This window comes from Bradyrhizobium sp. JR4.1, from assembly GCF_040548605.1.
GTDB classification, from domain to species: Bacteria; Pseudomonadota; Alphaproteobacteria; order Rhizobiales; family Xanthobacteraceae; genus Bradyrhizobium; species Bradyrhizobium canariense.
The window spans coordinates 473,437-497,537 of the sequence record NZ_JBEPRY010000002.1; the positions used below are offsets into that span (position 1 = coordinate 473,437).

23 protein-coding genes are annotated in these 24,101 nt (G+C 64.5%); 15 read left to right on the plus strand and 8 right to left on the minus strand.

Annotated features, from left to right (window positions below):
* Positions 1 to 102 precede the first annotated feature (102 nt).
* Positions 103 to 735 (plus strand): hypothetical protein, encoded by a 633-nt coding sequence (locus ABIB90_RS07460; protein WP_007599309.1) that lies wholly within the window; start codon positions 103 to 105, stop codon positions 733 to 735.
* A gap of 115 nt (positions 736 to 850) precedes the next feature.
* Here ABIB90_RS07460 and ABIB90_RS07465 read toward each other — a convergent pair whose 3' ends face one another.
* A complete protein-coding gene (locus tag ABIB90_RS07465; RefSeq protein WP_354200567.1) occupies positions 851 to 1,066 on the minus strand; it encodes a hypothetical protein in 216 nt (71 codons plus the stop codon).
* 36 nt (positions 1,067 to 1,102) lie between these two features.
* Positions 1,103 to 2,104 (minus strand): 2-dehydropantoate 2-reductase, encoded by a 1,002-nt coding sequence (locus ABIB90_RS07470; RefSeq protein ID WP_354200568.1) that lies wholly within the window; start codon positions 2,102 to 2,104, stop codon positions 1,103 to 1,105.
* Between the two features lie 158 nt (positions 2,105 to 2,262).
* On the opposite strand from ABIB90_RS07470, the gene ABIB90_RS07475 reads away from it, so the two are divergent.
* Positions 2,263 to 2,844, plus strand: a complete 582-nt coding sequence (locus tag ABIB90_RS07475) for a YidB family protein (RefSeq protein ID WP_354200569.1) — start codon at positions 2,263 to 2,265, stop codon at positions 2,842 to 2,844.
* A 31-nt stretch (positions 2,845 to 2,875) separates the two neighbouring features.
* A complete protein-coding gene (locus ABIB90_RS07480; RefSeq protein WP_196236584.1) occupies positions 2,876 to 3,148 on the plus strand; it encodes a GlsB/YeaQ/YmgE family stress response membrane protein in 273 nt (90 codons plus the stop codon).
* A gap of 213 nt (positions 3,149 to 3,361) precedes the next feature.
* Here ABIB90_RS07480 and ABIB90_RS07485 read toward each other — a convergent pair whose 3' ends face one another.
* Positions 3,362 to 4,147, minus strand: coding sequence for an SDR family NAD(P)-dependent oxidoreductase (locus tag ABIB90_RS07485; protein WP_007599300.1), 786 nt, complete (start codon positions 4,145 to 4,147; stop codon positions 3,362 to 3,364).
* A gap of 250 nt (positions 4,148 to 4,397) precedes the next feature.
* Here ABIB90_RS07485 and ABIB90_RS07490 point away from each other — a divergent pair, with 250 nt between their 5' ends.
* From ABIB90_RS07490 to ABIB90_RS07500, 3 genes are read left to right on the plus strand one after another with little or no spacing between them, the layout of a single operon-like run.
* A complete protein-coding gene (locus tag ABIB90_RS07490) occupies positions 4,398 to 5,462 on the plus strand; it encodes an acyl-CoA dehydrogenase family protein (protein ID WP_007599297.1) in 1,065 nt (354 codons plus the stop codon).
* A gap of 18 nt (positions 5,463 to 5,480) precedes the next feature.
* The gene (locus tag ABIB90_RS07495) at positions 5,481 to 6,641 is read left to right on the plus strand and encodes an acyl-CoA dehydrogenase family protein (protein ID WP_008133127.1); all 1,161 of its coding nucleotides are present in this window, start codon (positions 5,481 to 5,483) and stop codon (positions 6,639 to 6,641) included.
* A 15-nt stretch (positions 6,642 to 6,656) separates the two neighbouring features.
* A complete protein-coding gene (locus ABIB90_RS07500; protein ID WP_354200570.1) occupies positions 6,657 to 7,475 on the plus strand; it encodes an enoyl-CoA hydratase/isomerase family protein in 819 nt (272 codons plus the stop codon).
* A 161-nt stretch (positions 7,476 to 7,636) separates the two neighbouring features.
* On the opposite strand, the gene ABIB90_RS07505 is transcribed toward ABIB90_RS07500, so the two are convergent.
* The 4 genes from ABIB90_RS07505 to ABIB90_RS07520 form a co-directional block, all read right to left on the minus strand.
* The gene (locus ABIB90_RS07505) at positions 7,637 to 9,751 is read right to left on the minus strand and encodes an acetate--CoA ligase family protein (RefSeq protein WP_354200571.1); all 2,115 of its coding nucleotides are present in this window, start codon (positions 9,749 to 9,751) and stop codon (positions 7,637 to 7,639) included.
* Positions 9,752 to 9,937: 186 nt separating this feature from the next.
* Positions 9,938 to 10,687 (minus strand): VOC family protein, encoded by a 750-nt coding sequence (locus tag ABIB90_RS07510; RefSeq protein WP_219684840.1) that lies wholly within the window; start codon positions 10,685 to 10,687, stop codon positions 9,938 to 9,940.
* Between the two features lie 2 nt (positions 10,688 to 10,689).
* The gene (locus ABIB90_RS07515) at positions 10,690 to 11,478 is read right to left on the minus strand and encodes an enoyl-CoA hydratase (RefSeq protein ID WP_007599286.1); all 789 of its coding nucleotides are present in this window, start codon (positions 11,476 to 11,478) and stop codon (positions 10,690 to 10,692) included.
* A 120-nt stretch (positions 11,479 to 11,598) separates the two neighbouring features.
* Positions 11,599 to 12,804 carry an ABC transporter substrate-binding protein gene (locus tag ABIB90_RS07520; protein ID WP_219684841.1) on the minus strand — a complete coding sequence of 402 codons (1,206 nt, stop codon included), beginning with the start codon at positions 12,802 to 12,804 and terminating at the stop codon, positions 11,599 to 11,601.
* A 297-nt stretch (positions 12,805 to 13,101) separates the two neighbouring features.
* On the opposite strand from ABIB90_RS07520, the gene ABIB90_RS07525 reads away from it, so the two are divergent.
* The gene (locus tag ABIB90_RS07525; RefSeq protein WP_354200572.1) at positions 13,102 to 13,896 is read left to right on the plus strand and encodes a thermonuclease family protein; all 795 of its coding nucleotides are present in this window, start codon (positions 13,102 to 13,104) and stop codon (positions 13,894 to 13,896) included.
* Between the two features lie 131 nt (positions 13,897 to 14,027).
* Positions 14,028 to 15,419, plus strand: a complete 1,392-nt coding sequence (locus ABIB90_RS07530; protein ID WP_354200650.1) for a M48 family metalloprotease — start codon at positions 14,028 to 14,030, stop codon at positions 15,417 to 15,419.
* A gap of 122 nt (positions 15,420 to 15,541) precedes the next feature.
* On the opposite strand, the gene ABIB90_RS07535 is transcribed toward ABIB90_RS07530, so the two are convergent.
* A complete protein-coding gene (locus ABIB90_RS07535; RefSeq protein WP_354159832.1) occupies positions 15,542 to 16,867 on the minus strand; it encodes an MFS transporter in 1,326 nt (441 codons plus the stop codon).
* A 182-nt stretch (positions 16,868 to 17,049) separates the two neighbouring features.
* On the opposite strand from ABIB90_RS07535, the gene cyoA reads away from it, so the two are divergent.
* Genes cyoA through ABIB90_RS07570 form a run of 7 tightly spaced genes read left to right on the plus strand, consistent with a single transcriptional unit; the run spans position 17,050 to position 23,963 of the window.
* Complete coding sequence (gene cyoA, locus ABIB90_RS07540) at positions 17,050 to 18,210, plus strand: ubiquinol oxidase subunit II (protein WP_354200573.1); 1,161 nt, start codon at positions 17,050 to 17,052, stop codon at positions 18,208 to 18,210.
* 11 nt (positions 18,211 to 18,221) lie between these two features.
* Positions 18,222 to 20,219 carry a cytochrome o ubiquinol oxidase subunit I gene (gene cyoB, locus ABIB90_RS07545; RefSeq protein WP_007599271.1) on the plus strand — a complete coding sequence of 666 codons (1,998 nt, stop codon included), beginning with the start codon at positions 18,222 to 18,224 and terminating at the stop codon, positions 20,217 to 20,219.
* Positions 20,220 to 20,849 (plus strand): cytochrome o ubiquinol oxidase subunit III, encoded by a 630-nt coding sequence (cyoC, locus tag ABIB90_RS07550; protein WP_354200574.1) that lies wholly within the window; start codon positions 20,220 to 20,222, stop codon positions 20,847 to 20,849.
* Positions 20,846 to 21,232, plus strand: coding sequence for a cytochrome o ubiquinol oxidase subunit IV (gene cyoD / locus ABIB90_RS07555; RefSeq protein WP_219684844.1), 387 nt, complete (start codon positions 20,846 to 20,848; stop codon positions 21,230 to 21,232). The genes cyoC and cyoD overlap by 4 nt, the downstream gene beginning before the upstream one ends.
* Positions 21,229 to 22,089 (plus strand): SURF1 family protein, encoded by an 861-nt coding sequence (locus ABIB90_RS07560; RefSeq protein WP_007599268.1) that lies wholly within the window; start codon positions 21,229 to 21,231, stop codon positions 22,087 to 22,089. Before cyoD ends, ABIB90_RS07560 begins: the two co-directional genes overlap by 4 nt.
* Positions 22,061 to 23,440: an ATP-binding protein gene (locus tag ABIB90_RS07565; RefSeq protein ID WP_007599267.1), complete on the plus strand. Its 1,380-nt coding sequence runs from the start codon at positions 22,061 to 22,063 to the stop codon at positions 23,438 to 23,440. Before ABIB90_RS07560 ends, ABIB90_RS07565 begins: the two co-directional genes overlap by 29 nt.
* Positions 23,430 to 23,963: a response regulator transcription factor gene (locus ABIB90_RS07570; RefSeq protein WP_007599266.1), complete on the plus strand. Its 534-nt coding sequence runs from the start codon at positions 23,430 to 23,432 to the stop codon at positions 23,961 to 23,963. Before ABIB90_RS07565 ends, ABIB90_RS07570 begins: the two co-directional genes overlap by 11 nt.
* Positions 23,964 to 24,101: the final 138 nt, after the last annotated feature.

Genomic DNA, 24,101 nt, shown 5'->3' on the forward strand with positions numbered 1-24,101 from the left:
CCATGAAAATCCCGGGTTCCATGGGTGACAAGCCGGCCATAAAGGGGCAAAAATCAGCCCGACTCAGTTCGGGTTGAGTTTTGCAAGGAATGCTCTCGTAGAATGTCGGACGTAGTTGCATCGCGTCGTGCGGCGCTTGTCGTTGCCGCAGCAGGATTTTTCCTGCTGGCGCCGTCGCATGCCCAGGCACAATGGTGGAAGCGCGCGCCTGTTGACTTCGAGGCCTGCGCCGACGCCGCCGAGAAAGCCACGACCAAATCCGAGAAGACGGCTGCGCTTGCAGACTGCAACGCCAAATTCGCCGGCCGGCGCAAGGCAGGCGGCGGCTATTCCTATTACGACTTCCTCCAGGACCGCACCTTCGACATCGCCGGCCCCAATCCGACACCGGAGGAGCAGAAGAAGATCGACGAAGCCTACACCGCCTATCTCGCAAATCAGCGCCGCAGCAATGAAGCCGCGCAGGCCACCGCGCGCCAGCAGCGCGAACAGCAGGAACAACAGGTGCAGCAGCTCCAGCGGGTCGCGTTGCGAACCGAGGTCGAGCGCGTGCCGGTGCCGGTCGAGCGGCCCAAGGTCCAGCAGGCCGCCATCGGCGACGCGCGACCGCGGCCGAAAGGCGCCCCGTGCACCAAGGGCTCGTTCTCCTGCGAATGGCCGCGGCTGTCGGATGGATTGAACGACATCAAAAAGCTGTTCAGCCCGACGCCGAGCAAGCCCGCGAAGAAGGGCTGAGTCACCGCCGTCATTGCGAGCGCAGCGAAGCAATCCAGAGTCTTTCCGCGTGGGGATTCTGGATTGCTTCGCTGCGCTCGCAATGACGGGTGTGATGGAGACCGCGCTTACATCCTCAGTTCAGAGGCTTCTTCTTGCTGCGCTTCGGTTGAGCTACCGGGGAATTCGCAGGCGCCGTTGTCGTCGGAGAACTGCCCAGTTGCGAGCGGCTCTCCTGCAATCGCCTGTCATAGCCGGGAGAGTTCATGACCGTCGGCGGCCGGGCCTCCGCGATCGAGGACGCGGCGCAGAGCGCGGCCAACGCGAATCCGATCATCAGATGACGCTTCATCGTTGCTCCTCCGGTCGCGCAGCCTGCACTCATGCGTTACCCGCGAATCTGCTGCGGCGTCAGCCGCGGCGGACCCTTGCCCGCGGCCTCAGCCTGTTTGATCAGCGCAACAATGCGGCGCGACAGCGGCACGTTGACATTGTTCTGCTCGGCGAGCGCGATGATCGCGCCCTGGAGATAGTCGATCTCGGTCTTGCGGCCCTGCTTCAAATCCTGCCACATCGAGGAACGCGCCTCGGGATCGATCTTCATGGTCCTTCCCAGGATCAGGTTGAAAATCGGGTCGGGCAGTCTCAGCAAGGTCGGCGTCAAGGACGACGGGATCGGCGTCGCCGAGACCGGTGTGATGCCGGCGGCCCTCATTGCAGCCAGCCCCTCCGCCATCTGATCGGCGAACAGCCGTCGCCAGTCGCGGTTCGCCAATTGCGCGGCGAGCGGCATGTCGGACAAGGCGCTGAGCGCGTTGTTCAAATTGATGATCAACTTGCCCCATTGCACGCCGATGATGTCACGGCTCGCGCGCATGGTGAGCCCCGGCACCGACAGCGCTGCGGCCGTGTTCGTATCATCTTGACCAACATGAATGTCGCCGGAGGTCGAGCGGTGGAAGCGGCCCTCGTCCATCGCGACCACGTTGAAAGGCACCATGCCGGCGAGCACGCGGCGGTCGCCGAGGCGCTCGCGCAGCACCGCGACATTGCCGACGCCGTTTTGCAGCGAGACGATGACGGCCTCCTGCGGCGCATGCTGCGCGATCTGGTCCGCGATACCGGCTGTGTCGGCGCTCTTCACCGTGACCAGCACGATGCCGGCGCTGTGGAAGATCGCGGGATCTTCCGACAGCGCGAGTTGGCCCGCGCCGATCTTCTTCTCGGAGCCGTCGAAATCGGTCAGAAGCAGGCCGAACCGCTCGATCTCGGCCTTCACCCGCGGCCGCACCAGGAACGCGACGCGGCGGCCGGCAGCCGCCAGGGTGCCGCCGACGAAACATCCGATGGCGCCTGCGCCGGCCACCACGATCGGTCGATCCGTAACCACCTTGGCTTGTCTCCTTAACGGTCTGCCCTCGATAGCAGAGGCGCTGCCTGCTGCCCATTCCCGCAGTTGCGGCGCAATCGCCTTGTAACCGTCATGACGGCCTCATATGTTTTCGATCGGGGCTTGTTACCAGCAAGAAAGCGCCAAGGGAGAACGCCATGGGTTTGCTCGACGTCCTCAACGGCATGCAGAACGGCCCGCGCGGCCCAAGCACGCCGAGTTCACAATCCTCATCCAGCGGCGGCATGTCGCCAATGACCATGGCGCTCCTTGGCCTGCTCGCCTGGAAGGCATTCAAGCATTTGAGCGGCAACCAAACCGGCAGCGCGCCGCAGCCGTCCCCGGCACCGACGCCGACGCATCTCCCCCCGTCGGTGAATGCAGGCGCTGGCGGCGGCCTCGGTGACCTGTTGAAGGGTGGCCTTGGCGGCCTGCTCGCGGGCGGCGCGGCCGGCAGCGTGCTCAGCGGCGGTCTCGGCGATCTCCTCAACCAGCTCCAGCGGAGCGGTCATGGCGACGCCGCCAATACCTGGGTCGGCAAGGGCGAGAACAAGGCGATCGCACCAGGCGATCTCGCCAATGCGCTCGGCGCCGACCAGATCGAGAGCCTGTCGGCCCAGAGCGGCTTGTCGCGTGACGAGCTGCTCTCCGGCCTCAGCCAATATCTGCCGCAGGTGGTCGATCATCTGACGCCGGACGGACGGCTGCCGACCGAGCAAGAGATCGCGGGCAGAGTCTGATTTAGTTTAGTCAAACGAGGGGAGCACGGACATGAGCATGGGTGGCTTGTTGTGGATCATCGTCGTCGGCTTCGTCGCCGGCCTCATCGCGCGTTGGCTGGCGCCGGGACCGAACAATCCGAGCGGCTTCATCCTCACCACCATCCTCGGCATCGCCGGCGCATTTCTCGCGACGTTCATCGGCCAAGCCATCGGGCACTACAGTCCCGACCAGGGCGCGGGATTCATCATGGCCACCATCGGCGCCGTGGTGGTGCTGTTCATCTGGCACCGGCTGGTGGCGAGCGGCGTGATCAAGGGGTAGACCACAGTCGCTTTGCGGTGTGGTCGATCAACAAGTTCGGTGTCGTCCCGGCGAAGGCCGGGACCCATAGCCACCGAATTTGGTTTGGCGAAGATTGGGAATTGCCGACTTCGCGCAACAACCACGGCCTGTGGTTATGGGTCCCGGCCCCCCGTGCGCAATTGCGCACTAGGCCGGGACGACGCCCGTATTTGCCGCGCTAGCCGCGCGCCCTCACGTCACCAAATGCATCCCCGCATCCATGCGCACGACCTCGCCGGTCATGTTGCTGGAGGCCGGCATCGCCAGAAAGCAGACGAGCTGGGCGATGTCTTCCGCCGAAGATGCGACCTTCAGCGGCACCTTGGCCACGACGCTGTCGCGCACCTGCTTGGCGCCCGCCTCGCCACGGCCCTTGGTGAACCAGGGCGTATCGATATAGCCGGGACATACCGTGTTGACGCGGATCAGCGGCGCCAGCGCACGCGACAGCGACAGCGTCATGGTGTTGAGCGCGCCTTTGCTCGCGGCATAGGCGATCGACGATCCGACACCGCTAATGCCGGCGACCGAGGAGATGTTGACCACGGCGGACGGCCGCCCAGAGGCCTTGGCGCCGGCCTCGAGCAGGCTGCGCGCCGCGCGCACCATCTGAAACGGGCCGATGGTGTTGACGCCGTACAGGCGCTGGAAATCTTCCGCAGACAATCCGTCGAGATCGGCATGGGCGACATGCTTGGTGGTGCCGGCATTGTTGACGAGCACGTCGAGCCGGCCCCAGCCGCCAGCTGCCGCAACGATCTTGCGGCAATCGTCATCCTTCGAGACATCGCCCTGCGCGACCAGAACTTCCGGTGAGCCCGCCTTGCGGCAAAGCTCCGCGGTCGCCTCCGCTTCCTTCTGGCTCGAGGAATAGTTGATGACGAGCCGCGCCCCGCTCCGTGCGAGAATTTCCGCGGTCGCAGCACCCAGGCCGGAGGCGGACCCCGTCACGATTGCGTACAAACTGTCCTTGGCCATCCGGATGTCCTTCCCCTTGATTGAATATCGACGTTCTGTTTAGCGAGTTTGCCGCGCCCTGCAAATCGAGCAAACTCCGCTAAGCGGAATTAGCCTTCTATAGTCCCTTGCGCCCATGCCCGCGCCGCAGGTTGATCTGCGATCAACGCTTGTCAGGGCCATGGCTTTTTCGGATCATCGGGCGCAAGAAGAACCTGCGCGTCCGCCCCTACTGGGCCGGATGCGCCAATGGCAAGACACGGGGAACGCTGTGGCGGAGAGTGACAATATCGTCGTCGAGACCGCGGAGAAAATCTTCGCCGATCTCGCCGATCCGCAGACCGTCAACAACGACAAGAAGGATTCGTGGCAGGCGCCGCTGTGGCAGGCGCTGAGCGAAGCCGGCCTGCCGTTGGCCTGGGTGCCGGACGATCTCGGCGGCTCCGGCGCGAGTCTTGCCGACGGTTTTGCGCTGCTGAACGCCGCCGGCCGTTTCGCAGTCGCGGTTCCCCTGGCCGAAACCATGCTGGCCGGCTGGCTGCTGGCGCAGGCGAAGATCGCATCCCCCGAGGGCGAGATGACGGTGCTGCCGGCCTCGCCCAAGGATCGCATCACCTTGGATGCCGATGGTGCGCTCTCCGGCCGAGCTCGCGGCGTGCCCTTCGCAAAGGCGGCAAAGCACTTCGCAGTGCTGGCCCACGGCAAGGACGGCGCCTCGATCGCACTGGTCGACGCAAGCAAGGGTCGGATCGAGACCGGACTCAATGTCGGCTACGACCACAGCGACACCGTTACGCTCGACAAGGTCCAGCCCGTCGCCATCAAACCCGCCCCGAAGGGCTTTGACCAGACCACAATGATGCTGATGGGCGGCGTCGCGCGCAGCCTTCAGATCGCGGGCGCGCTGGAATCGATGCTCGACATCTCCGTGCGCTATTCCAATGAGCGCGTCGCCTTCGAGAAGAAGATCTCCAAATTCCAGGCGGTGCAGCACAATCTCGCCCGCCTCGCCGGCGAGTCGGCTGCCGCTCTTGCCGCGGCGACCTCGGCCGCCGATGCCATCGCGAACGCAAGATCGTTCGACGACGCGGTCTACCTCGAAGCCGCCTCGGCGAAAATCCGCTGCGCGGAAGCCGCGGAAAAGGGCGGCGCCATTGCGCATCAGGTCCATGGCGCGATCGGCTTCACACTGGAGCACATCCTGCACCGCTATTCGCTGCGGGCGCTGGCCTGGCGCGACGATTTCGGTTCGGAAAGCCACTGGGCCGTCGAGCTCGGCAAGCTCATTGCAAACCGCGGCGCCGACGAATTGTGGCCGCTCGTGGCTTCGCGCTGATCAGGAACGGAGACAACAATGACCGCTGCCCTCCGTTTCGATCCGATCCGCCTGCCCGAGAAATGCGAGCAATTGCGCAAGGAAGTGCGCGCCTTCCTTGCGGAGGAAATCGCCGCCGGCACGTTCGATCCGCACAAGCCCAACCGCGAAGACACCGACGCGCCGGAATTTTCCCGCCGGGTCGGCGCCAAAGGTTGGCTCGGCATGACCTGGCCGAAGAAATATGGCGGCCAGGAGCGCTCGTTCCTCGAACGTTACGTGGTGACGGAGGAGATGCGCGTCGCCAACGCGCCGACGCGGCGGTTCTTCGTCGCCGACCGCCAGAGCGGGCCGGTGCTGATCAAATACGCGCCTGAGCACATCAAGATGGACATCCTGCCGCGCATTTGCCGCGGCGAGATCTGCTTCGCGATCGGCATGAGCGAACCGAACTCCGGCTCGGACCTGTTCGCCGCGAAGACGCGCGCGACCAAGACCGACGGCGGCTATCTCATCAACGGCACCAAGATCTGGACCTCGTCGGCGCACATCGCCGATTACATGATCGCGATCTTCCGGACGTCGCAGCCGACCAAGGAAAACCGCCGTCACGGCCTGACCCAGTTCCTGGTCAAGATGAAGCAGCCCGGCATCCAGGTGAACCCGATCGGCCAGATCACCGGCCAGTACGAGTTCAACGAGGTCGTGTTCACCGATTTCTTCGTACCCGACGATCACGTGCTCGGCGAAGTCGACGGCGCCTGGAAGCAGGCGACGAGCGAGCTCGCTTATGAGCGTTCGGGCCCCGAGCGTTTCCTGGAGACCTATTACGTGCTGACCGAGCTGGTTCGCGCGGTCGGCCCCAATCCTGATACCCGCAGTGCCGAAGGCATCGGCCGGCTGGTGGCGCAGCTCCACACCATGCGGCGCATGTCGGTCTCGGTCGCGGGCATGCTGCAGGCCGGCAAGGAGCCGGTCGTCGAAGCCTCCATCGTCAAGGACATCGGCACGGTGTGGGAGCAGCAGCTGCCGCACCGCGTGCGCGATCTCGCCGCCTTCGTCGAGGAGACCGCGACCAACCGCGAGACGCTGGAGCGGCAGCTCGACTTCGCCATCAAGACCGCGCCGAAACTCACCATCCAGGGCGGCACTACCGAGGTGCTGCGCGGCATCATCGCCCGCGGGCTTGGTTTGCGCTAACTCTTCGAGGACATCATGAGCACCTATAAAGATATCGGCGTCGAAAAAGTTGGTCACGTCGGCACCATCGAGATACGCCGCCCGCCGCTCAACTTCTTCGACATTTCGCTGATCAACCAGATCGCGGACGCGCTCGACGAGTTCGATCGCGACATCGAGATTCGCGCCTCGGTGCTGTCGGCGCAGGGCAAGGCGTTTTGCGCCGGCGCCAATTTCCAGGACCCGGCACGACAGGCGCAAGAGGCGCGCGAAGCCGATAAGACGGCCAAGGGCGATCCGGCCGACAGCCTCGGGGCGATCAACCATCTTTACATCCAGGCCGTGCGCATCTTCCGCGCCAAGAAGCCGATCGTCGCGGCCGTGCAGGGCGCCGCGATCGGCGGCGGACTGGGCCTCGCGGTCTCGGCGGACTTCCGGGTCACCTGCCCCGAAGCGCGCTTCTCCGCGAACTTTACCAAGCTCGGCTTTCATCCCGGCTTCGGCCTGACCGTGACGTTGCCCGAGCTGATCGGCAAGAACAACGCCGAGCTGATGTTCTACACCAGCCGCCGCGTCACTGGCGAAGAGGCCTTCAAATGGGGCCTCGCCAACGAGCTGGTGCCGCAGGACCAGGTCAAGGCGGCGGCACTGAAGCTCGCCGGGGAAATCGCCGAATGCTCCCCGCTCGGGCTCGTCTCCACCCGCGCCACGATGCGCGCCGGGCTGGCCGACCGCGTCATGGCGGCGACCAATCACGAGCTCGAGGAGCAGACGAGCCTGCGCGCGACGGAAGACTTCAAGGAAGGCGTGAAGGCCACCGAAGAGCGGCGCGTGGCGAATTTCAGGGGGCGGTAGGTCCTTTCTTCCTTCTCCCCTTGTGGGAGAAGGTGGCGCGAAGCGCCGGATGAGGGGTTGCCTCCGCAAGCCATTCTCTTGCGCTTGTGCGTGCGGAGAGAAACCCCTCACCCGTCTCGCCGCTTCGCGGCGAGCCACCTTCTCCCACAAGGGGAGAGGGATTACTTCCGCCCCACCACCAGCGCATCCACGATCGTCACGCCCTGGCCTTCGGCGTGCACCAGCACCGGGTTGAGCTCGATCTCCGCGATCTCCTCTGCATGCTGCGCGGCAAGCAGAGAGATATCCGCGATCAACTGCGACAGTGCCGCAACATCCGCCATCGCGGCCCCGCGAAATCCTGTCAGCAGCGGTGCGGCTTTCAAGCGCGCCAGCATCGCGCCGGCTTCTTCTGCGCTGACCGGCGCCGGACGATAGACGACGTCGCGGAATAGCTCTGTCGTGATGCCGCCAAGGCCCACCATCACCATCGGCCCGAACGTCTTGTCCGTCATCGTGCCGATGATGATCTCGACACCCTGCTTCGCCATCGGGCAGACCAGCACGCCCTGAATGGCCGCCTCAGGCCTGTGCTTGCGCGCGTTGTTGAGCAGCGCCTCGAACGCCAGAAACACTTCGCCCTTTGTGGTGATATTGACGCGCACGCCGCCGACCTCGCTCTTGTGCGCGATGTCCGGCGACTGGATCTTCAGCACCAGCGGAAAGCCGATGCGGGCGACGGCGTCGTCGAGCCCGCCCTTGTCCTTCACCAGCACTTCGTCCGGCAGCGCGATGCCCGCGGTGCGGAGCAATGCCTTGCTGTCGGCTTCCGAGAGCGCCGGCGATTGCAGGTGCGCAGAGATGTCCCGCACAGGGACTTGCGCAACGTCCAAGGGCTTCTGGAGCTTGAACTTGGCGTAGTCCACGAGTTGCCGCATCGCGACGCCGACATGGGTGAGGCCCGAGAGCACCACGACGCCGGATTTGGCAAGCTCGCGCCGGGCGAAATCGGACGGCACCGTGTAGGAATAGAACACCACAGGCTTGTGCTGCGCTGCCAGCACCGACGTCAGCTCGGCTTCCCTAAAGGGCTTGCGGATCTCGCTCGACAGCGACAGCACGACCAGGATCGCGTCGATCTCGTCGGATGCGGTGAGCACATCGACGCTCTTTTGCAAGCCGCCCGAGGTCACGCCCTGCGCGGTGACGTCGATCGGGTTGCGCGCGGTTCCGTAGGACGGCATCAGCGTCCTGATCTGCGCCTGGACTTTTTCGGAGAGCTCCGGCATCTGCAAACCTTGCAGCGCCACGGCATCGGCGCCCCAGATGCCGGCACCGCCGGAGACGGTGACGACGGCGACGCGATCGCCTTTCGGCAACGGATTGCTCGCAAGCACCGCTGCGATCGTCAGGGCTTCGTCGAGATCGTTGGAGACGATGAAGCCATATTTGGCAAACACCGCGTCGTAGGCCGCCGACCATCCGGCCATGCTCGCGGTGTGCGAGGCGGCAGCGCGCATTCCGGCGCCGGAGCGGCCGACTTTCGTCATGATGACAGGCTTTTTCAACTCGGCCGCGCGCCGCGCTGCCGCGAGAAACTTGTCGACGTCGCGAATGCCTTCGATGAACAGCAGGATCACGTCCGTGGAAGCGTCCTGCACCATGTAGTCCAGGAACTCGCCGGCCCCGAGATCGGATTCGTTGCCGGCACTGACGACATAGCTCACGGCAATGCCGAGCGCGCTGGCGCGGTGATAATAGGCAAAGCCGATGCCGCCGCTCTGCGCGACGATGCCGATCCGCTTCGTCACGGCGACCAGCGGCACCACGCCCGGCTTGACGTCCACGGCGGGACTGAACGTCGCCGCCACGCGCTGCACCTGGCTGAAAAAACCCTCGGCGTTCGGGCCGGAAATCCGCATGTCGGTGCGTCTCGCCAGCGCCGCGATCGCGTCCTGCATCGCCGCGCTCTCCCCGCCCTCCTCGGCAAAGCCGGAGGAGATGATCACGGCGTTCTTCACGCCGGCGGCGGCACATTGCTCGAGCGCGGCAAGCACCGCGCGGGCGGGAATGAGGATGATTGCGAGATCGATCGGCGTGCCGATGTCGGTGATCGATTTGTAGCAAATGAGGCCGTCGATCTCGGCGTAATTCGGGTTCACCGGATAGATTTTTCCGGGATACTCGTTCTTGCGCAACATCGACAAGAGCCGCCCCGGAATCTTCTCATGATCGCGCGAGGCACCGATCAGCGCGATGCTGGCGGGTGCAAAGAAGCTATCGAGCGGATGCGGCATGGAGTGATCCCCTTCTTATTCTTCGTGCACCCGCCGTATCCAGACCGTCATCCTGAGGTGCGAGCCGCGCGCTGCATAGCACCGTGCGGGGAGCCTCGAAGGATGAGCGGCCCCGCCGGTGGCCGTCGCCCTTCGAGGCTCGCCGAAGAGGTGAGCACCTCAGGGTGACGGATCACTGCCAAGCACTCAACTGACGCGGAACGTCACCCCACCGAGCAAGAACTCGTTGCCCGCCACGGCATGTCCCTTCGCCCTCGCAGCATGCAGCACGCCGGCAACATCAGTGACCCGAAACTCCAGCGCGCTCATGATTTCGCTGGCGCCCTTCACGAAGCGGAATGTTGCGTTGGGCAGCTTCAGTTCGGCATCGCCAGTCGGCGCAACGCCGATGATCTTGCCCCAATGCTCGGCCAGCCGTTGCGGGTCTGGGCTCTGCATTTCTACGCAAGTCAGCGCCTGCGTCACGTCCTTGCGGATGAATTTTTGCCAGTCAGGGCCGGCAGGTGGATACGGCCCCAAAATGTCGTCGCTGCCTTCGGTGTGGTTGAACTCGATGAAGGCGGCGCGGCAGTCGCGGGGGTGGAGCTGCACGCCGTGATAGGGCGCGTGGTCGATGACGTTGGCGGTGCGCACGCCCAGCGCGTTGGCGTTCCGGCCGCGCTCGTCCGGATCGTTGCAGCAGAAGATCGCCATGTAGCCGCCGCGCCCGCCGCTCTTCTCGATGAAGCGGCCGGCCGTGGTGCCGTCCTTGAACGGCGCGACCACCTCCAGCAGGATCGTGTCGACCGGCAGCAGCGCGTTCTCCAGGCCGTATTTCGCAACATTGCCGTCGCGGTAGCAGACAGCGAGGCCCATGATATCAGCGATGTCGGAGATCACGGGCGCGAGCTGCGGCGCGACCAGGCAGATCTGCCGCAACCGCATATAGGGCGCCATCGTCATGCGCCCTTGAAGGTCGGCTTGCGCTTCTCGACGAACGCCTTTGCGGCCTCCTTGTGATCCTCGGTGTCGCTGCAGCGGGTGTGGTGGATCGCCTCGCCGTCGAAGCAATCCTCCAGCGCGAGATGCTCGGCATTGTTGATGTTGCGCTTGATGAAGCCGAGCGCGATCGACGGGCCTTGCGCCAGCGACAGCGCGAGCTCGTGCGCGGCCGCGTCGATCTCGGCGTCGGGGACGACCTTGGTCACCATGCCGATCGCATGAGCCTCCTTCGCGGTCAGCACCGGCGAGGTCAGATAGAGCTCGCGCGCCCGCGCACTGCCGAGCAGCTGGGTGAGGAAATAGGTGCCGCCGTAATCGCCGGAGAAGCCGACTTTTGCGAACGCGGTCGTGATCTTGCAGGATTCGGAGGCGACGCGGAGGTCGCACGACAGCGCCATCGACAGACCCGCGCCGGCCGCCGCGCCATCGAGCTGCGCCACCACGGGTTTCGGCATCTGGTGCAGGATGCGCGACACCTCCATGCCGCGGCGCAGGTTCGCCATCTTCACTTCGAACGGCAGCGGCGCCCGGCCCTCCGCCATCGACTTGACGTCGCCGCCGACGCAGAACGAGCCGCCCGCGCCCTTCAACAAGACCGCGCGCACCTCCGGATCATCAGCCGCGCGACGCGCCGCCACGACCAGCCCGGCGACCATGTCCGGGTTGAGCGCGTTCTTCCGCTCGGGCCGGTTCATGGTGATGGTGAGCAGCCCACCCTCGAGCTTCTGCAGAACCATGTCGTTCATGGGGCTTCTCCCTTGTCGTTGTTTTGCTTGATCTATCACCACACTCGTCATTGCGAGCGAAGCGTTTCCGCGGAGACAGCCTGGATTGCTTCGTCGCTTCGCTCCTCGCAATGACGGTGTTTATTTCTTCACCAGCGGACAGCGCGACTGCTCCAGCGACTGGAACGCCTCGCTGCCGGGCACCGTGGCGAGCAGCTTGTAGTCGTCCCAGCGGCCCTTGGATTCCGACGGCTTCTTGACCTCGAACAGGTACATGTCGTGCAACATGCGGCCGTCCTCGCGGATCTTGCCATTCTTGGCGAAGAAGTCGTTGATCGGTGTCTCCTTCATCATTTTCATCACCGTCGCGGCGTCGGTCGTGCCGGCCGCCTTCACTGCTTTCAGATAGTGCGTCACGGAAGAATAGACACCGGCTTGCGCCGAGGTCGGCGGCCGCTTCATGCGCTCCTGGAAGCGCTTCGAGAACGCGCGGGTGTCGTCGTTGAGATCCCAGTAGAAGGCTTCCGCAAGCAACAGGCCCTGCGCGGTCTCGAGCCCGATCGAGTCGATGTCGGTCACGAAGGCGAGCAGCGGCGAGACCTTCTGGCCGCCCTTGGTGATGCCGAACTCGGCCGCCTGCTTGATGGCGTTGACGGTGTCGCCGCCGGCGTTCGCGAGCCCGATCACCTTTGCTTTCGAGGCCTGGGCCTGCAGCAGGAACGACGAGAAATCCGACGTGTTGAGCGGATGGCGCACGCTGCCGAGCACCTTGCCGCCGGTCTTGGTCACGACGGCGCTGGTGTCCTTCTCCAGATCCTGGCCGAAGGCGTAGTCGGCGGTGAGGAAGTACCAGGTGTCGAGGCCCGACTTCACGGCCGCAAGGCCGGTCACATTGGCCTGGCCGTAGGTGTCGAACACATAGTGAATGGTGTAGGGACCGCAGGCCTCGTTGGTGAGGCGGATCGAGCCCGGGCCGTTGAACATGATGATCTTGTTGCGCGCTTTCGCGATCTCGCCGGCGGCAAGCGCGGTCGCGGACGCCGCGACGTCATAGATCATTTCGACGCCCTGATTGTCGAGCATGTCGCGGGCGATATTGGCGGAGAGATCGGCCTTGTTCTGATGGTCGGCAGCCAGCACCTGGATCTTGCGGCCGAGCACCTCACCGCCAAAGTCCTCCACGGCCATCTTGGCCGCGGTCTCGCTGCCGGGGCCGGTGATGTCGGCATACAGGCTCGACATGTCGAGGATGCCGCCGATCTTCAGTGGCGGCTTGTCCTGGGCCTGTGCGGCGCTTGCACTCAGCGCCAACGCAGCAGCAAAAATACCCGACACAACATGCTTCATCGAAAAAGGCCTCCCTTATCGCGCCGTACTCTGATGGCGGCTTGGTTATTGGTGTTGCCGCAATCATGCCGCATGCGCGACAGCGCAGCAAGCGCGCGGGACGATGCAGATGAGCGATCAACACGCGCTTTCCGCAAAGCGGAATGACGAGATGCGGAAGAGTGCCTCCGCCGTCATTGCGAGCGCAGCGAAGCAATCCAGGATCTTTCCTCTGAGGGACTCTGGATTGCTTCGCTGCGCTCGCAATGACGGAGTATGAACAAACAGTCTTCGCGCCCCACCGCGCTTGAGTTATAATTGGAGCGCAACGCAACCTCACCGGGCAACGTGACGCAACGGCTTCAGCTGATCGCAATCCTTCTCGTCGCGGGGCAGAGCGCATTCGCGAGCCCGTGCCAGTTCGAGTCCCAGGGCGAAGGCCGCGTCACCGCGATCGATGCGCGCAGTCTGCGGCTCGATGACGGCCGGGAAATCCGCTTGACCGGCATCGAGCCGACCGCGACCACGAAGCAGGCGCTGACCTCGCTGCTGGTCGGGCACGACGTGATCCTGCGCAGCGCCGACGACACGCCTGACCGCTATGGCCGCCAGGGCGCGCTGGTCTTTGTCGGCGAGAGCGACATCTCCGTGCAGGCGACGCTCCTCGCCCAGGGCGACGCCATCGTCTCCGCCGAGATCGCCGATAAGGACTGCGCGGCCGCCCTGATGGCGTCGGAGGCCGAGGCGAGACGCCAAAAAAAGGGCAGCTGGGCTGACCCGTTGGCCATAAAAAACGCGGAAAGTCCGGACGATATTTTGGCGGGGATCGGGCGTTTTGTGGTGGTCGAGGGCAAAGTCCTGTCGGTCCGGCAAGCTGGGGCAATGACCTACCTCAACTTCGGACGAAACTGGACACGCGGCTTCGCCGTGACTATTTCAAAGCGCATGGTACCCGCGTTCGAAAGCGCCGGGATCGCTCTTAAGTCTCTGGAAAATAAGCGTATTCGTGTCCGGGGCTGGGCTGAGGGGAATACGGGGCCGCGTATCGATATACGCCTCGTAGGACAAATCGAGTTGCTGGGCGCAAACGAGCCGACAGGGGTAAGGCCCTAAAAAGGGCCAGGCACGGGTTAAGCGACGTGAATGGGGTGCTAGGACGGCACGGACAAAATGAACGCCGCCTGCGGGCAGCGCCTGCTGTGCTATGCCTCGTGCTGGGTTCAGCCCTTGCCGGCTGCGGCGATATGGGCCGCTTCCAGACCGCGGCGGCCCCGCCGATCGTCGCGATGCCCAAGCCGAAGCCGGCCGTCGCCCAGACCCCCGCCACCGAGAAGGAGCATGAGCGCATCCTGGCGAGCTATGGCGGCACCTATGACGACGCCAGGCTCGAATCGCTCGTCACCAAGACCGTCGACCGGCTGGTCGCTGCGTCCGATCGGCCCGACCAGGGTTACCGGGTCACGATCCTCAATTCCGGCGCGGTGAACGCCTTCGCGCTGCCGAACGGCCAGCTCTATGTCACGCGGGGCCTGCTTGCGCTGGCGAGCGATACGTCGGAATTGTCCTCCGTGCTCAGCCACGAGATGGCGCATGTGCTGTCCAAGCACGCCGCGATGCGCGAGGACCAGGCCCGCCAGGCCGCGATCGTCACCCGCGTCGTCACCGACATGAGCAACGATCCCGATCTCACCGCGCTCGCGCTCGCCAAGACCAAGCTGACCATGGCGAGCTTTTCGCGCAATCAGGAGTTCGAGGCCGACGGCGTCGGCGTCGGGATTTCCGCCAAGGCCCATTTCGACCCTTATGGTGCCGCACGCTTTCTCTCGGCGATGGAGCGCAATGCCGAACTGAAGGTCGGCAAGACCTCGCTCGATCCGCGCGCGCAGGATTTCACCTCGTCGCATCCGGCGACGCCCGAGCGCGTGCAGAACGCGCAGACCATCGCGCGGCAATACGCAGCGCCAGAGGGCGGCGAGCGCGACCGCGAGACCTATCTCGCCGCGATCGACAACCTCGTCTACGGCGAAGACCCCAGCGAAGGTTTTGTCCGCGGCCGGCGCTTCCTGCATCCGAAGCTCGGCTTCACCTTCCAGGCGCCGGACAATTTTACGCTCGACAACACTGCGCAGGCCGTGATCGGCGTGCGCGACGGCGGCTCGCAGGCGATGCGGTTCGACGTCGTGCGGGTGCCGGCTGAACAGTCGCTCGGCGATTACCTGAATTCCGGCTGGATGGAAGGCGTCGAGAAGGCCTCCACCGAGGACATCACCATCAACGGTTTTCCGGCTGCGTCCGCCACCGCCAAGGGCGACCAGTGGCAGTTCAAGGTCTATGCGCTGCGGTTCGGCAGCGACGTCTACCGCTTCATCTTCGCGGCACGGCAGAAGTCGACCGAGAGCGAGCGCAATGCGCGCGAGACCGTCGGTTCATTCCGCCGCCTGACGCTCGACGAGATCCAGGCCGCGCGCCCGCTGCGCATCAAGGTCATCACCGTGCAGCCCGGCGACACCGTGGAATCGCTCTCCCACCGCATGGCCGGAGTCGATCACCCGGCCGAGCGTTTTCGCGTCCTCAACGGGCTCGATCGCAACGCGCAGGTGAAAGTGCGCGATCGTGTGAAGGTTGTTGCGGATTGACGTACGCTAAACTGCCGTAGGGTGGGCAAAGCGAAGCGTGCCCACCATTCCCGATCAGGATTATTGAAAGATGGTGGGCACGGCGCTTACGCGCCTTTGCCCACCCTACAAGCTCCGCCCGATCAGCGCCCCGCGTCCATATCGCCGGCCTCGCGCTGGCCGCTGAGCCAGAGCGCGAGCAAGGTCCAGAACGCGCCTGACAGCAGGTACGCACCCGAGGCGATGACGCCAAGGTTGGTCGCCAGCAACAGCGCGACCAGCGGTGCAAAGCCGGCGCCGAACAGCCAGGCCATGTCGGAGGTCAGCGCCGAAGCCGTGTAGCGATACGCCTGCTTGAAGTTCGAGGCGATCGCACCCGACGACTGGCCGAACGACAGACCGAGCAGGATGAAGCCGATCACCATGTAGATGGTCTCGCCGAACGCGCCGGCATCGAGCAGCTGCGGGGCGAAGCCGCTGTAGATCGCGATCGCGATCGCCGATCCCATCAGCAGCGATTTGCGGCCGACGCGGTCGGCGATGACGCCGGAGAGCACGATCGCGCCGACGCCGAACACGGCGGCGACGATCTCGATGATCAGGAAGCGCACCGGACTTTCGCGGGTGAACAGGAACACCCAGGACAGCGGAAACACCGTGACCATATGGAACAGAGCGAAGCTTGCCAGCGGCGCAAACGCACCGAGCATGATGTTCTGGCCTTCGCGCGCCACCGTCTCGGAGATGCGCGAGGGCTGCAATTCGCGGGTCTCGAACAGCGAGGCATATTCTTCCGTCGTCACCATGCGCAGGCGCGCGAACAGCGCCACGACGTTGATGGCAAAGGCGACGAAGAACGGATAGCGCCAGCCCCAATCGAAGAAGTCGTCGGCCGAGAGATTTCCGGCGAAATAGGCGAACAGCCCGCTCGCCACGATCAGACCGAGCGGCGCGCCAAGCTGCGGCACCATCGCGTACCAGCCGCGCTTCGAAGGCGGCGCGTTCAGCGCCAGCAGCGAGGCCATCCCGTCCCAGGCGCCGCCCCAGGCCAGACCCTGTGCGATGCGCGCCAGCGCCAGCAGCCAGATCGCCGCAACGCCGATCTCGTGATAGCCGGGCAGGAACGCGATCGCGACGGTGGCGGTGCCGAGCAGGAACAGCGCCGAGATCAGCTTGGCCGTCTTGCCGTACCCGCGGTCGACCGTCATGAAAATGACGGTGCCGATCGGCCGGGCCATGAAGGCCAGCGCGAAGATCATGAAGGAATAGAGGGTGCCGGTCAGTTCGCTCGTGAACGGGAAGACCAGGCGCGGGAACACGATCACCGAGGCGATCGCGAAGACGAAGAAGTCGAAGAATTCCGAGGTGCGGCCGATGATGACGCCGATAGCGATCTCGCCGGGACTGGCCTGGTCGTGGCCGTGCTCGCCCGAGTGGTCTGCCATTGCGGGGGTCTGTGCCATCGCCATTCGCGCGCCCTTAACGTCCTGAAAACCAAAGCCGACCGCCCGGCGAGGCGCCAAGCGATCCAGCCCTGTCTGGCGCAACATCCCGCAGTGCAACATTGGACAAATTGTCCAATGTCCGGATTGCTGCGCCGCAGCTACCCCTTGGCCCCGCAAAAGAAACTCATTCTCATAAGGCTCGGCCCTTGTCCCGTTTCAAGATTCTAGCGCTGCTACCCCTGGCGGTTGCGCTCAGCGGCTGCAACTACGTCGTGCTGGCGCCGGCCGGCGATATCGCAGCGCAGCAGCGCGACCTCGTCATCATCTCCACCGTCCTGATGCTCCTGATTGTCGTGCCCGTGATGGCGCTGACGGTGCTGTTCGCCTGGCGCTACCGCCAGTCCAACATCGAGGCCCGCTACGAGCCCGAATGGGACCACTCGACCAGCCTCGAGCTGGTGATCTGGTCGGCGCCACTCTTGATCATCGTTTGCCTGGGCGCGCTGACCTGGATGGGCACGCATCTGCTCGACCCCTATCGCACGCTCGGCCGCATCCATGCCGACCGCGCCGTGGACCAATCCAAGGCCCCGCTCGAGGTCGACGTCGTCGCGCTCGACTGGAAGTGGCTCTTTATCTATCCGGACTACGGCGTCGCCACTGTCAACGATCTGGCAGCTCCGGTCGATCGTCCCATCAACTTCCGCATCACCGCGTCCTCGGTGATGAACTCGTTCTACATCCCCGCGCTGGCCGGCCAGATCTACGCGATGCCGGGCATGGAGACCAAGCTCCACGCCGTCGTGAACCACGCCGGCACCTATCGGGGCTTTTCGGCGAACTACAGCGGCGCCGGCTTCTCCGGCATGCACTTCAACTTCCAGGGCCTCGACGACAAGGGCTTTGACGCCTGGATCGCAAGCGCCAAGTCCGGCGGCGGCTCGCTCGGCCGCGCCGAATATCTCCAGCTCGAAAAACCCAGCCAGAACGAGCCGGTGCGGCGCTACGGCACCGTCGATTCCGATCTCTACCGCCTGATCCTCAACATGTGCGTCGAGACCGGCAAGATGTGCCAGAGCGAGATGATGGCAATCGACGCCAAGGGCGGCCTCGGCCATGAGGGCCTGAACAACACGCTGCCGCTGGCCTACGACAAGTACGCCCGCCGCGGCACGGCGCTTGGGCCGGAGCCGACCTTCGTCGCCGGCACCTGCACGCCCGATGCGCCGCAGGGCAGGACCACCGCCTCCATCACGGCGCCTCTCGACACCGCGCCGCTGCTCGGCGCCGGCCTGAAGCGGCCGAGTTTCACGCCGCTGAAGTCCTCGTCCTTCTTCCTCGGACAACGTCCGAAGTCAGATTCGTAAAGAGATCCCGCATGTCTCCTGATCTTCTCAAGCTCATCTTCGGCCGGCTCACCGTCGAATCGCTGCCGCTGCACGAGCCGATCGTCGTCGGCACCTTTGCCGTGGTGGCGACCGGCGGCCTCATCATGTTTGCCGGCCTGACCTATTTCCGCGTCTGGGGTTATCTCTGGAGCGAGTGGTTCACCAGCGTCGACCACAAGCGCATCGGCATCATGTACATGATCCTCGGCATCGTGATGCTGCTGCGCGGCTTCGCCGACGCGCTGATGATGCGGTTGCAGCAGGCCCTCGCCTTCGGCGGCTCGGAGGGCTATCTCAACTCCCATCACTACGACCAGGTCTTCACCGCCCACGGCGTGATCATGATCTTTTTCGTGGCGATGCCGCTGGTCACCGGCCTGATGAACTTCGTCGTGCCGCTCCAGATCGGTGCGCGCGACGTGTCGTTCCCGTTCCTGAATAATTTCAGCTTCTGGATGACGGTCGGCGGCGCGGTGCTGGTGATGGCCTCGCTGTTCATCGGCGAATTCGCCCGCACCGGGTGGCTCGCTTATCCGCCGCTGTCGAACATCGGCTACAGTCCGGATGTCGGCGTCGACTATTACATATGGGGACTACAGGTCGCGGGCGTCGGAACGACACTGTCCGGCATCAACCTGATCTGCACCATCGTCAAGCTGCGGTGCCCCGGCATGACCATGATGCGGATGCCGGTGTTCACCTGGACCGCGCTCTGCACCAACGTGCTGATCGTCGCTTCCTTTCCGGTTTTGACCGTCGTGCTCGCGCTGCTCTCGCTCGACCGTTACGTCGGCACCAACTTCTTCACGAACGATTTCGGCGGCAGCCCGATGATGTACGTGAACCTGATCTGGATCTGGGGTCATCCCGAGGTCTACATCCTGGTTCTCCCCGCCTTCGGCATCTTCTCGGAAGTGACCTCGACCTTCTCGGGCAAGCGGCTGTTCGGCTACACCTCGATGGTCTACGCCACGGTGGTCATCACCATCCTGTCGTACCTGGTCTGGCTGCACCACTTCTTCACGATGGGGTCGGGCGCCAGCGTCAACTCCTTCTTCGGCATCACCACGATGATCATCTCGATCCCGACGGGCGCGAAGATGTTCAACTGGCTGTTCACGATGTATCGCGGCCGCATCCGCTTCGAGCTGCCGATGATGTGGACGATCGCGTTCATGCTGACCTTCGTGCTCGGCGGCATGACCGGCGTGCTGCTCGCGGTGCCGCCGGCCGACTTCGTCCTGCACAACAGCCTGTTCCTGATCGCTCACTTCCACAACGTGATCATCGGCGGCGTCGTATTCGGCGCGTTCGCCGGTATCGGCTACTGGTTCCCGAAGGCGTTCGGCTTCAAGCTCGACCCGTTCTGGGGCAAGCTGTCGTTCTGGTTCTGGGTCACGGGTTTCTATCTCGCCTTCATGCCGCTCTATGTGCTCGGCCTGATGGGTGTGACCCGCCGCCTCCGCGTGTTCGACGATCCGAGCCTGCAGATCTGGTTCATCGTCGCCGGCATTGGCGCCTTCCTGGTCTTCCTTGGCATCCTCTCGATGCTGATGCAGTTCGCAGTCAGCTTCCTCAGGCGCGAGCAGCTCAAGGACGTCACCGGCGATCCCTGGGATGCGCGTACGCTGGAATGGGCGACCTCCTCGCCGCCGCCGGCCTACAACTTCGCCTTCACTCCTGTCGTTCACGACAATGACGCGTGGTGGGACATGAAGAGGCGCGGTTATCAGCGCCCGCTCACCGGGTTCAAGCCGATCCACATGCCCAGCAGCACCGGCACCGGCATCATCCTCGCCGGCCTTGCCACCGCGATGGGATTCGGTTTGATCTGGTACATCTGGTGGCTGGCGGCCGCGAGCTTCATCGCAATGCTGGCCGTCGGCATCGGTCATACCTTCAACTATCACCGCGATTTCGACATTCCGGCCGAGGACGTCATCCGGGCCGAGGACGCGCGCACCAAACTGCTCGCCGGAGCCAAGTAAATGACTGTCGCTGTCAATCCCACGCAAACCGGCGAGCCGGTGTTCTACCTCGCCAACGAACACCCGCATCCGGAAGGCTACAGCACCTCGCTCGGCTTCTGGATCTACCTGATGAGCGACTGTCTCATCTTCGCGATCCTGTTCGCCACCTTCGGCGTGCTCGGCGGCAACTACGCCGCCGGTCCGGCGCCGAAGGATTTGTTCGAGCTGCCGCTGGTCGCGGTGAACACCTCGATGCTGTTGCTATCGTCGATCACGTATGGTTTTGCGATGCTGACGATGCAGCAGAACAAGATCGCCCAGACCCAGATCTGGCTGGCGATCACCGGCCTGTTCGGCGCCGCGTTCATCGGCATCGAGCTGTCGGAGTTCGCCCACATGATCCATGAAGGCGCGACGCCGCAGCGCAGCGCCTTCCTGTCCGCCTTCTTCACCCTGGTCGGCACCCACGGCCTGCACGTCAGCTGCGGCCTGATCTGGCTGGTGACCCTGATGGTGCAGGTCTGGAAGTTCGGCCTGATCGAGGCCAACCGCCGCCGCCTGATGTGCCTGTCGATGTTCTGGCACTTCCTGGACGTGGTCTGGATCGGTGTCTTCACCTTCGTCTACCTCCTGGGAGTTCTGCGATGAACACCGATACTCACGCCGCCCATGCGGGCGATCATCACCACGGCGACAGCCACGCCAACGCCCACGGCTCGTTCTCGACCTACATGCTCGGCTTCGTGCTCTCGGTCGTGCTCACCGCGATTCCGTTCTGGCTGGTGATGAGCGGCGCGCTTCCGAGCAAGCAGATCACCGCGCTCGTGATCATGGCCTTCGCGGTCGTGCAGATCGTCGTGCACATGATCTACTTCCTGCACATGAACACGACGTCCGAGAACGGCTGGAGTATGATGGCGCTGATCTTCACCATCGTCATGGTGGTGATCGCCCTGTCCGGTTCGCTGTGGGTGATGAACCATCTCAACAGCAACATGATGCCGATCCACCAGATGAACGGGATGAAATGAACGAAATCCGGACCGAGACGAGCAAGGCAAACGGGGCGCGCCGCGACGCTGCGCACCCGTCCTTGTGGCTCACGGTCCTCTCGCTCGCGGCCATTGCACTTCTGATCGCGCTCGGCGTCTGGCAGATCGAACGCCGCGCCTGGAAGCTGGCGCTGATCGACCGCGTCGAGCAGCGCGTTCATGCCCCGGCCCAGCCGATCCCCTCGCCGGCGGCATGGCCGACCGTCTCCGCCGCAAACGACGAATACAGGCATGTCAGCGTCAGCGGCCGTTTCATGCATGACCGCGAGACGCTGGTTCAGGCCGTCACCGAGGAAGGCCCGGGCTATTGGGTGCTGACACCGCTTCGGCGTAGCGACGGCACGCTGGTCCTGGTCAACCGTGGCTTCGTGCCGTCCGACCGGCGCGACGCGTCGACGCGCCGGGACGGCAATCCGGACGGCCAGGTCGAGATCACCGGCCTCTTGCGCATCACGGAGCCAAAAGGCGGATTCCTCAGGACCAACGTGCCTGAGCATAACCGCTGGTACTCGCGGGATGTTGCCGCGATTGCGGCGGCACGCGGCCTCGACCATGTCGCGCCCTTCTTCGTCGATGCCGACGCTGGATCACAATCCGGCGGCGGCCCAATCGGCGGATTGACCGTGATCAGCTTTCCCAATAACCACCTGATCTACGCGCTGACGTGGTTTGCCCTGGCTTTCATGCTAGCCGGCAGACTTATCGTCACATTCGGCGGCGGGCTGTTCCGCCGCAGGAAGCCCTGGAGCGGCTTCGTCCACGAAGCGGCCGACGGCTCCGATGCCGACGCCCGCAGGACGGGATCAGATGCTGGAACGATCGTCGAGCCCACCTGACGACGGAAGAACGCATGTCGCCGTCACGCTGCAATCGCAGGCGGACGCGCGCAGCGAGCTGATCGGCGCTGCGCCGACCGACGACGAGACCAACCGCAAGAACATGGCGCTGCTGATCCAGCTGCGCTGGACCGCAGTGGTCGGCCAGATCGTGACCATCGGCGGCGTGCATGTCTGGCTCGGCATTCCCCTGCCTCTCACCCGCATGGGCGCGGTGATCGGCGCACTGATATTTCTCAACGTCTCCAGCCTGGTGTGGGTGCGCCATCGCGCCGCGATCACCAACAACGAGCTGCTGGTCGCCCTGATGCTGGACGTCGCTGCGCTGACCGCGCAGCTCTATCTCAGCGGCGGCGCCACCAATCCCTTCACCTCGCTGTTCCTGCTCCAGGTGACGCTGGGCGCGGTGCTGCTCGATGGCCGCTCGACCTGGTCGCTGGTCGCGCTGACCTGCGCGAGCTTCGTCTGGCTGACCGTCGCCTATCGGCCGCTCGATCTGCCGCCGAACCCGCTGAGCGAGACCTATACGCTCACGGTTGCCGGCATGCTGCTGGGCTTCGTGCTCAACGCCGTGCTGCTGGTGGTGTTCGTCACCCGCATCAACAGGAATTTGCGCGAGCGCGACGCGCATCTGGCGGCGCTGCGCCAGCATGCCGCCGAGCAGGATCATATCGTGCGCATGGGCCTGCTCGCCTCCGGCGCGGCTCACGAGCTCGGGACGCCGCTCGCCTCGCTCTCGGTCATCCTCGGCGATTGGCGCCGCATGCCCGACCTTGCCGCCGATCAGGAGCTGGCCGAGGACCTCGCGGAGATGGAGACCTCGCTGCAACGCTGCAAGTCGATCGTGACAGGCATTCTGGTGTCGGCGGGCGAAGCCCGCGGCGAAGGATCGTCGCCGACGACGGTGGCGGCTTTCGTCACGGCGCTGGTGGAAGAGTGGCGCGACGCGCGCTCGGCGCGCACGCTGTATTTCGTCAACACCTTCGGCGAAGACGTCGCGATCGCCTCAGACGTCGCGCTGAAACAGGTGATCTTCAACGTGCTCGACAACGCCTACGAGGTCTCGCGCGACTGGGTCGAGCTCGTTGCCGAGCGCGAGGGCGATAATCTCGTGCTGTCGATCAGCGATCGCGGCCCCGGCTTTGCGCCGGAGATGCTGGCACAGCTCGGAAAGCCCTATCAGTCGAGCAAGGGCCGCGCCGGCGGCGGGCTCGGCCTGTTCCTGGTGGTGAACGTGGTGCGTAAGTTAGGGGGCAGCGTGACCGCCGAGAACCACAGGAAGCGCGGCGCCACGGTCCGCCTCACGCTGCCGCTCGCCACGCTCGCGATCGGAGGCAGCTTTGACGCCTGACCGTTCGCTCATCGTCGTCGAGGACGATGCCGGCTTCGCCCGCACCCTCAAACGTTCGTTCGAGCGCCGCGACTACGAGGTCGTGCTCGCCGCCTCGATCGAGGACGTGCGGAAAGTTCTGGAGGAGCGATCGTTCGGCTATGCCGTCGTCGACCTCAAGCTCGGCGGCGCCTCGGGGCTCGCCTGTGTCGAACTCTTGCACACGCACGATCCGGAGATGTTGATCGTGGTGCTGACGGGCTTCGCCAGCATTTCCACCGCGGTCGAGGCCATCAAGCTCGGCGCATGCCACTATCTCGCCAAGCCGTCGAACACCGACGACATCGAGGCCGCCTTCAACAAGGCCGCAGGCAATGCCGAGGTTGCGCTCGACGCCCGGCCGACATCGATCAAGACGCTGGAATGGGAACGCATCCACCAGACCCTGATCGAGACCGATTTCAACATCTCGGAAGCGGCAAGACGGCTCGGGATGCACCGGCGGACGCTGGCGCGGAAGCTCGAGAAGCGGCCGGTGAAGTGAGGTTGGTTAACTTTGTAGGGTGGGTTAGCGAAGCGTAACCCACCACTTCTTTGCGGCAGCATCGTGGGTTACGCCTTCGGCTAACCCACCCTACGGACCGAGCAAGATCATCCGGCGCCCCAAACAAAAAGCCCGGCC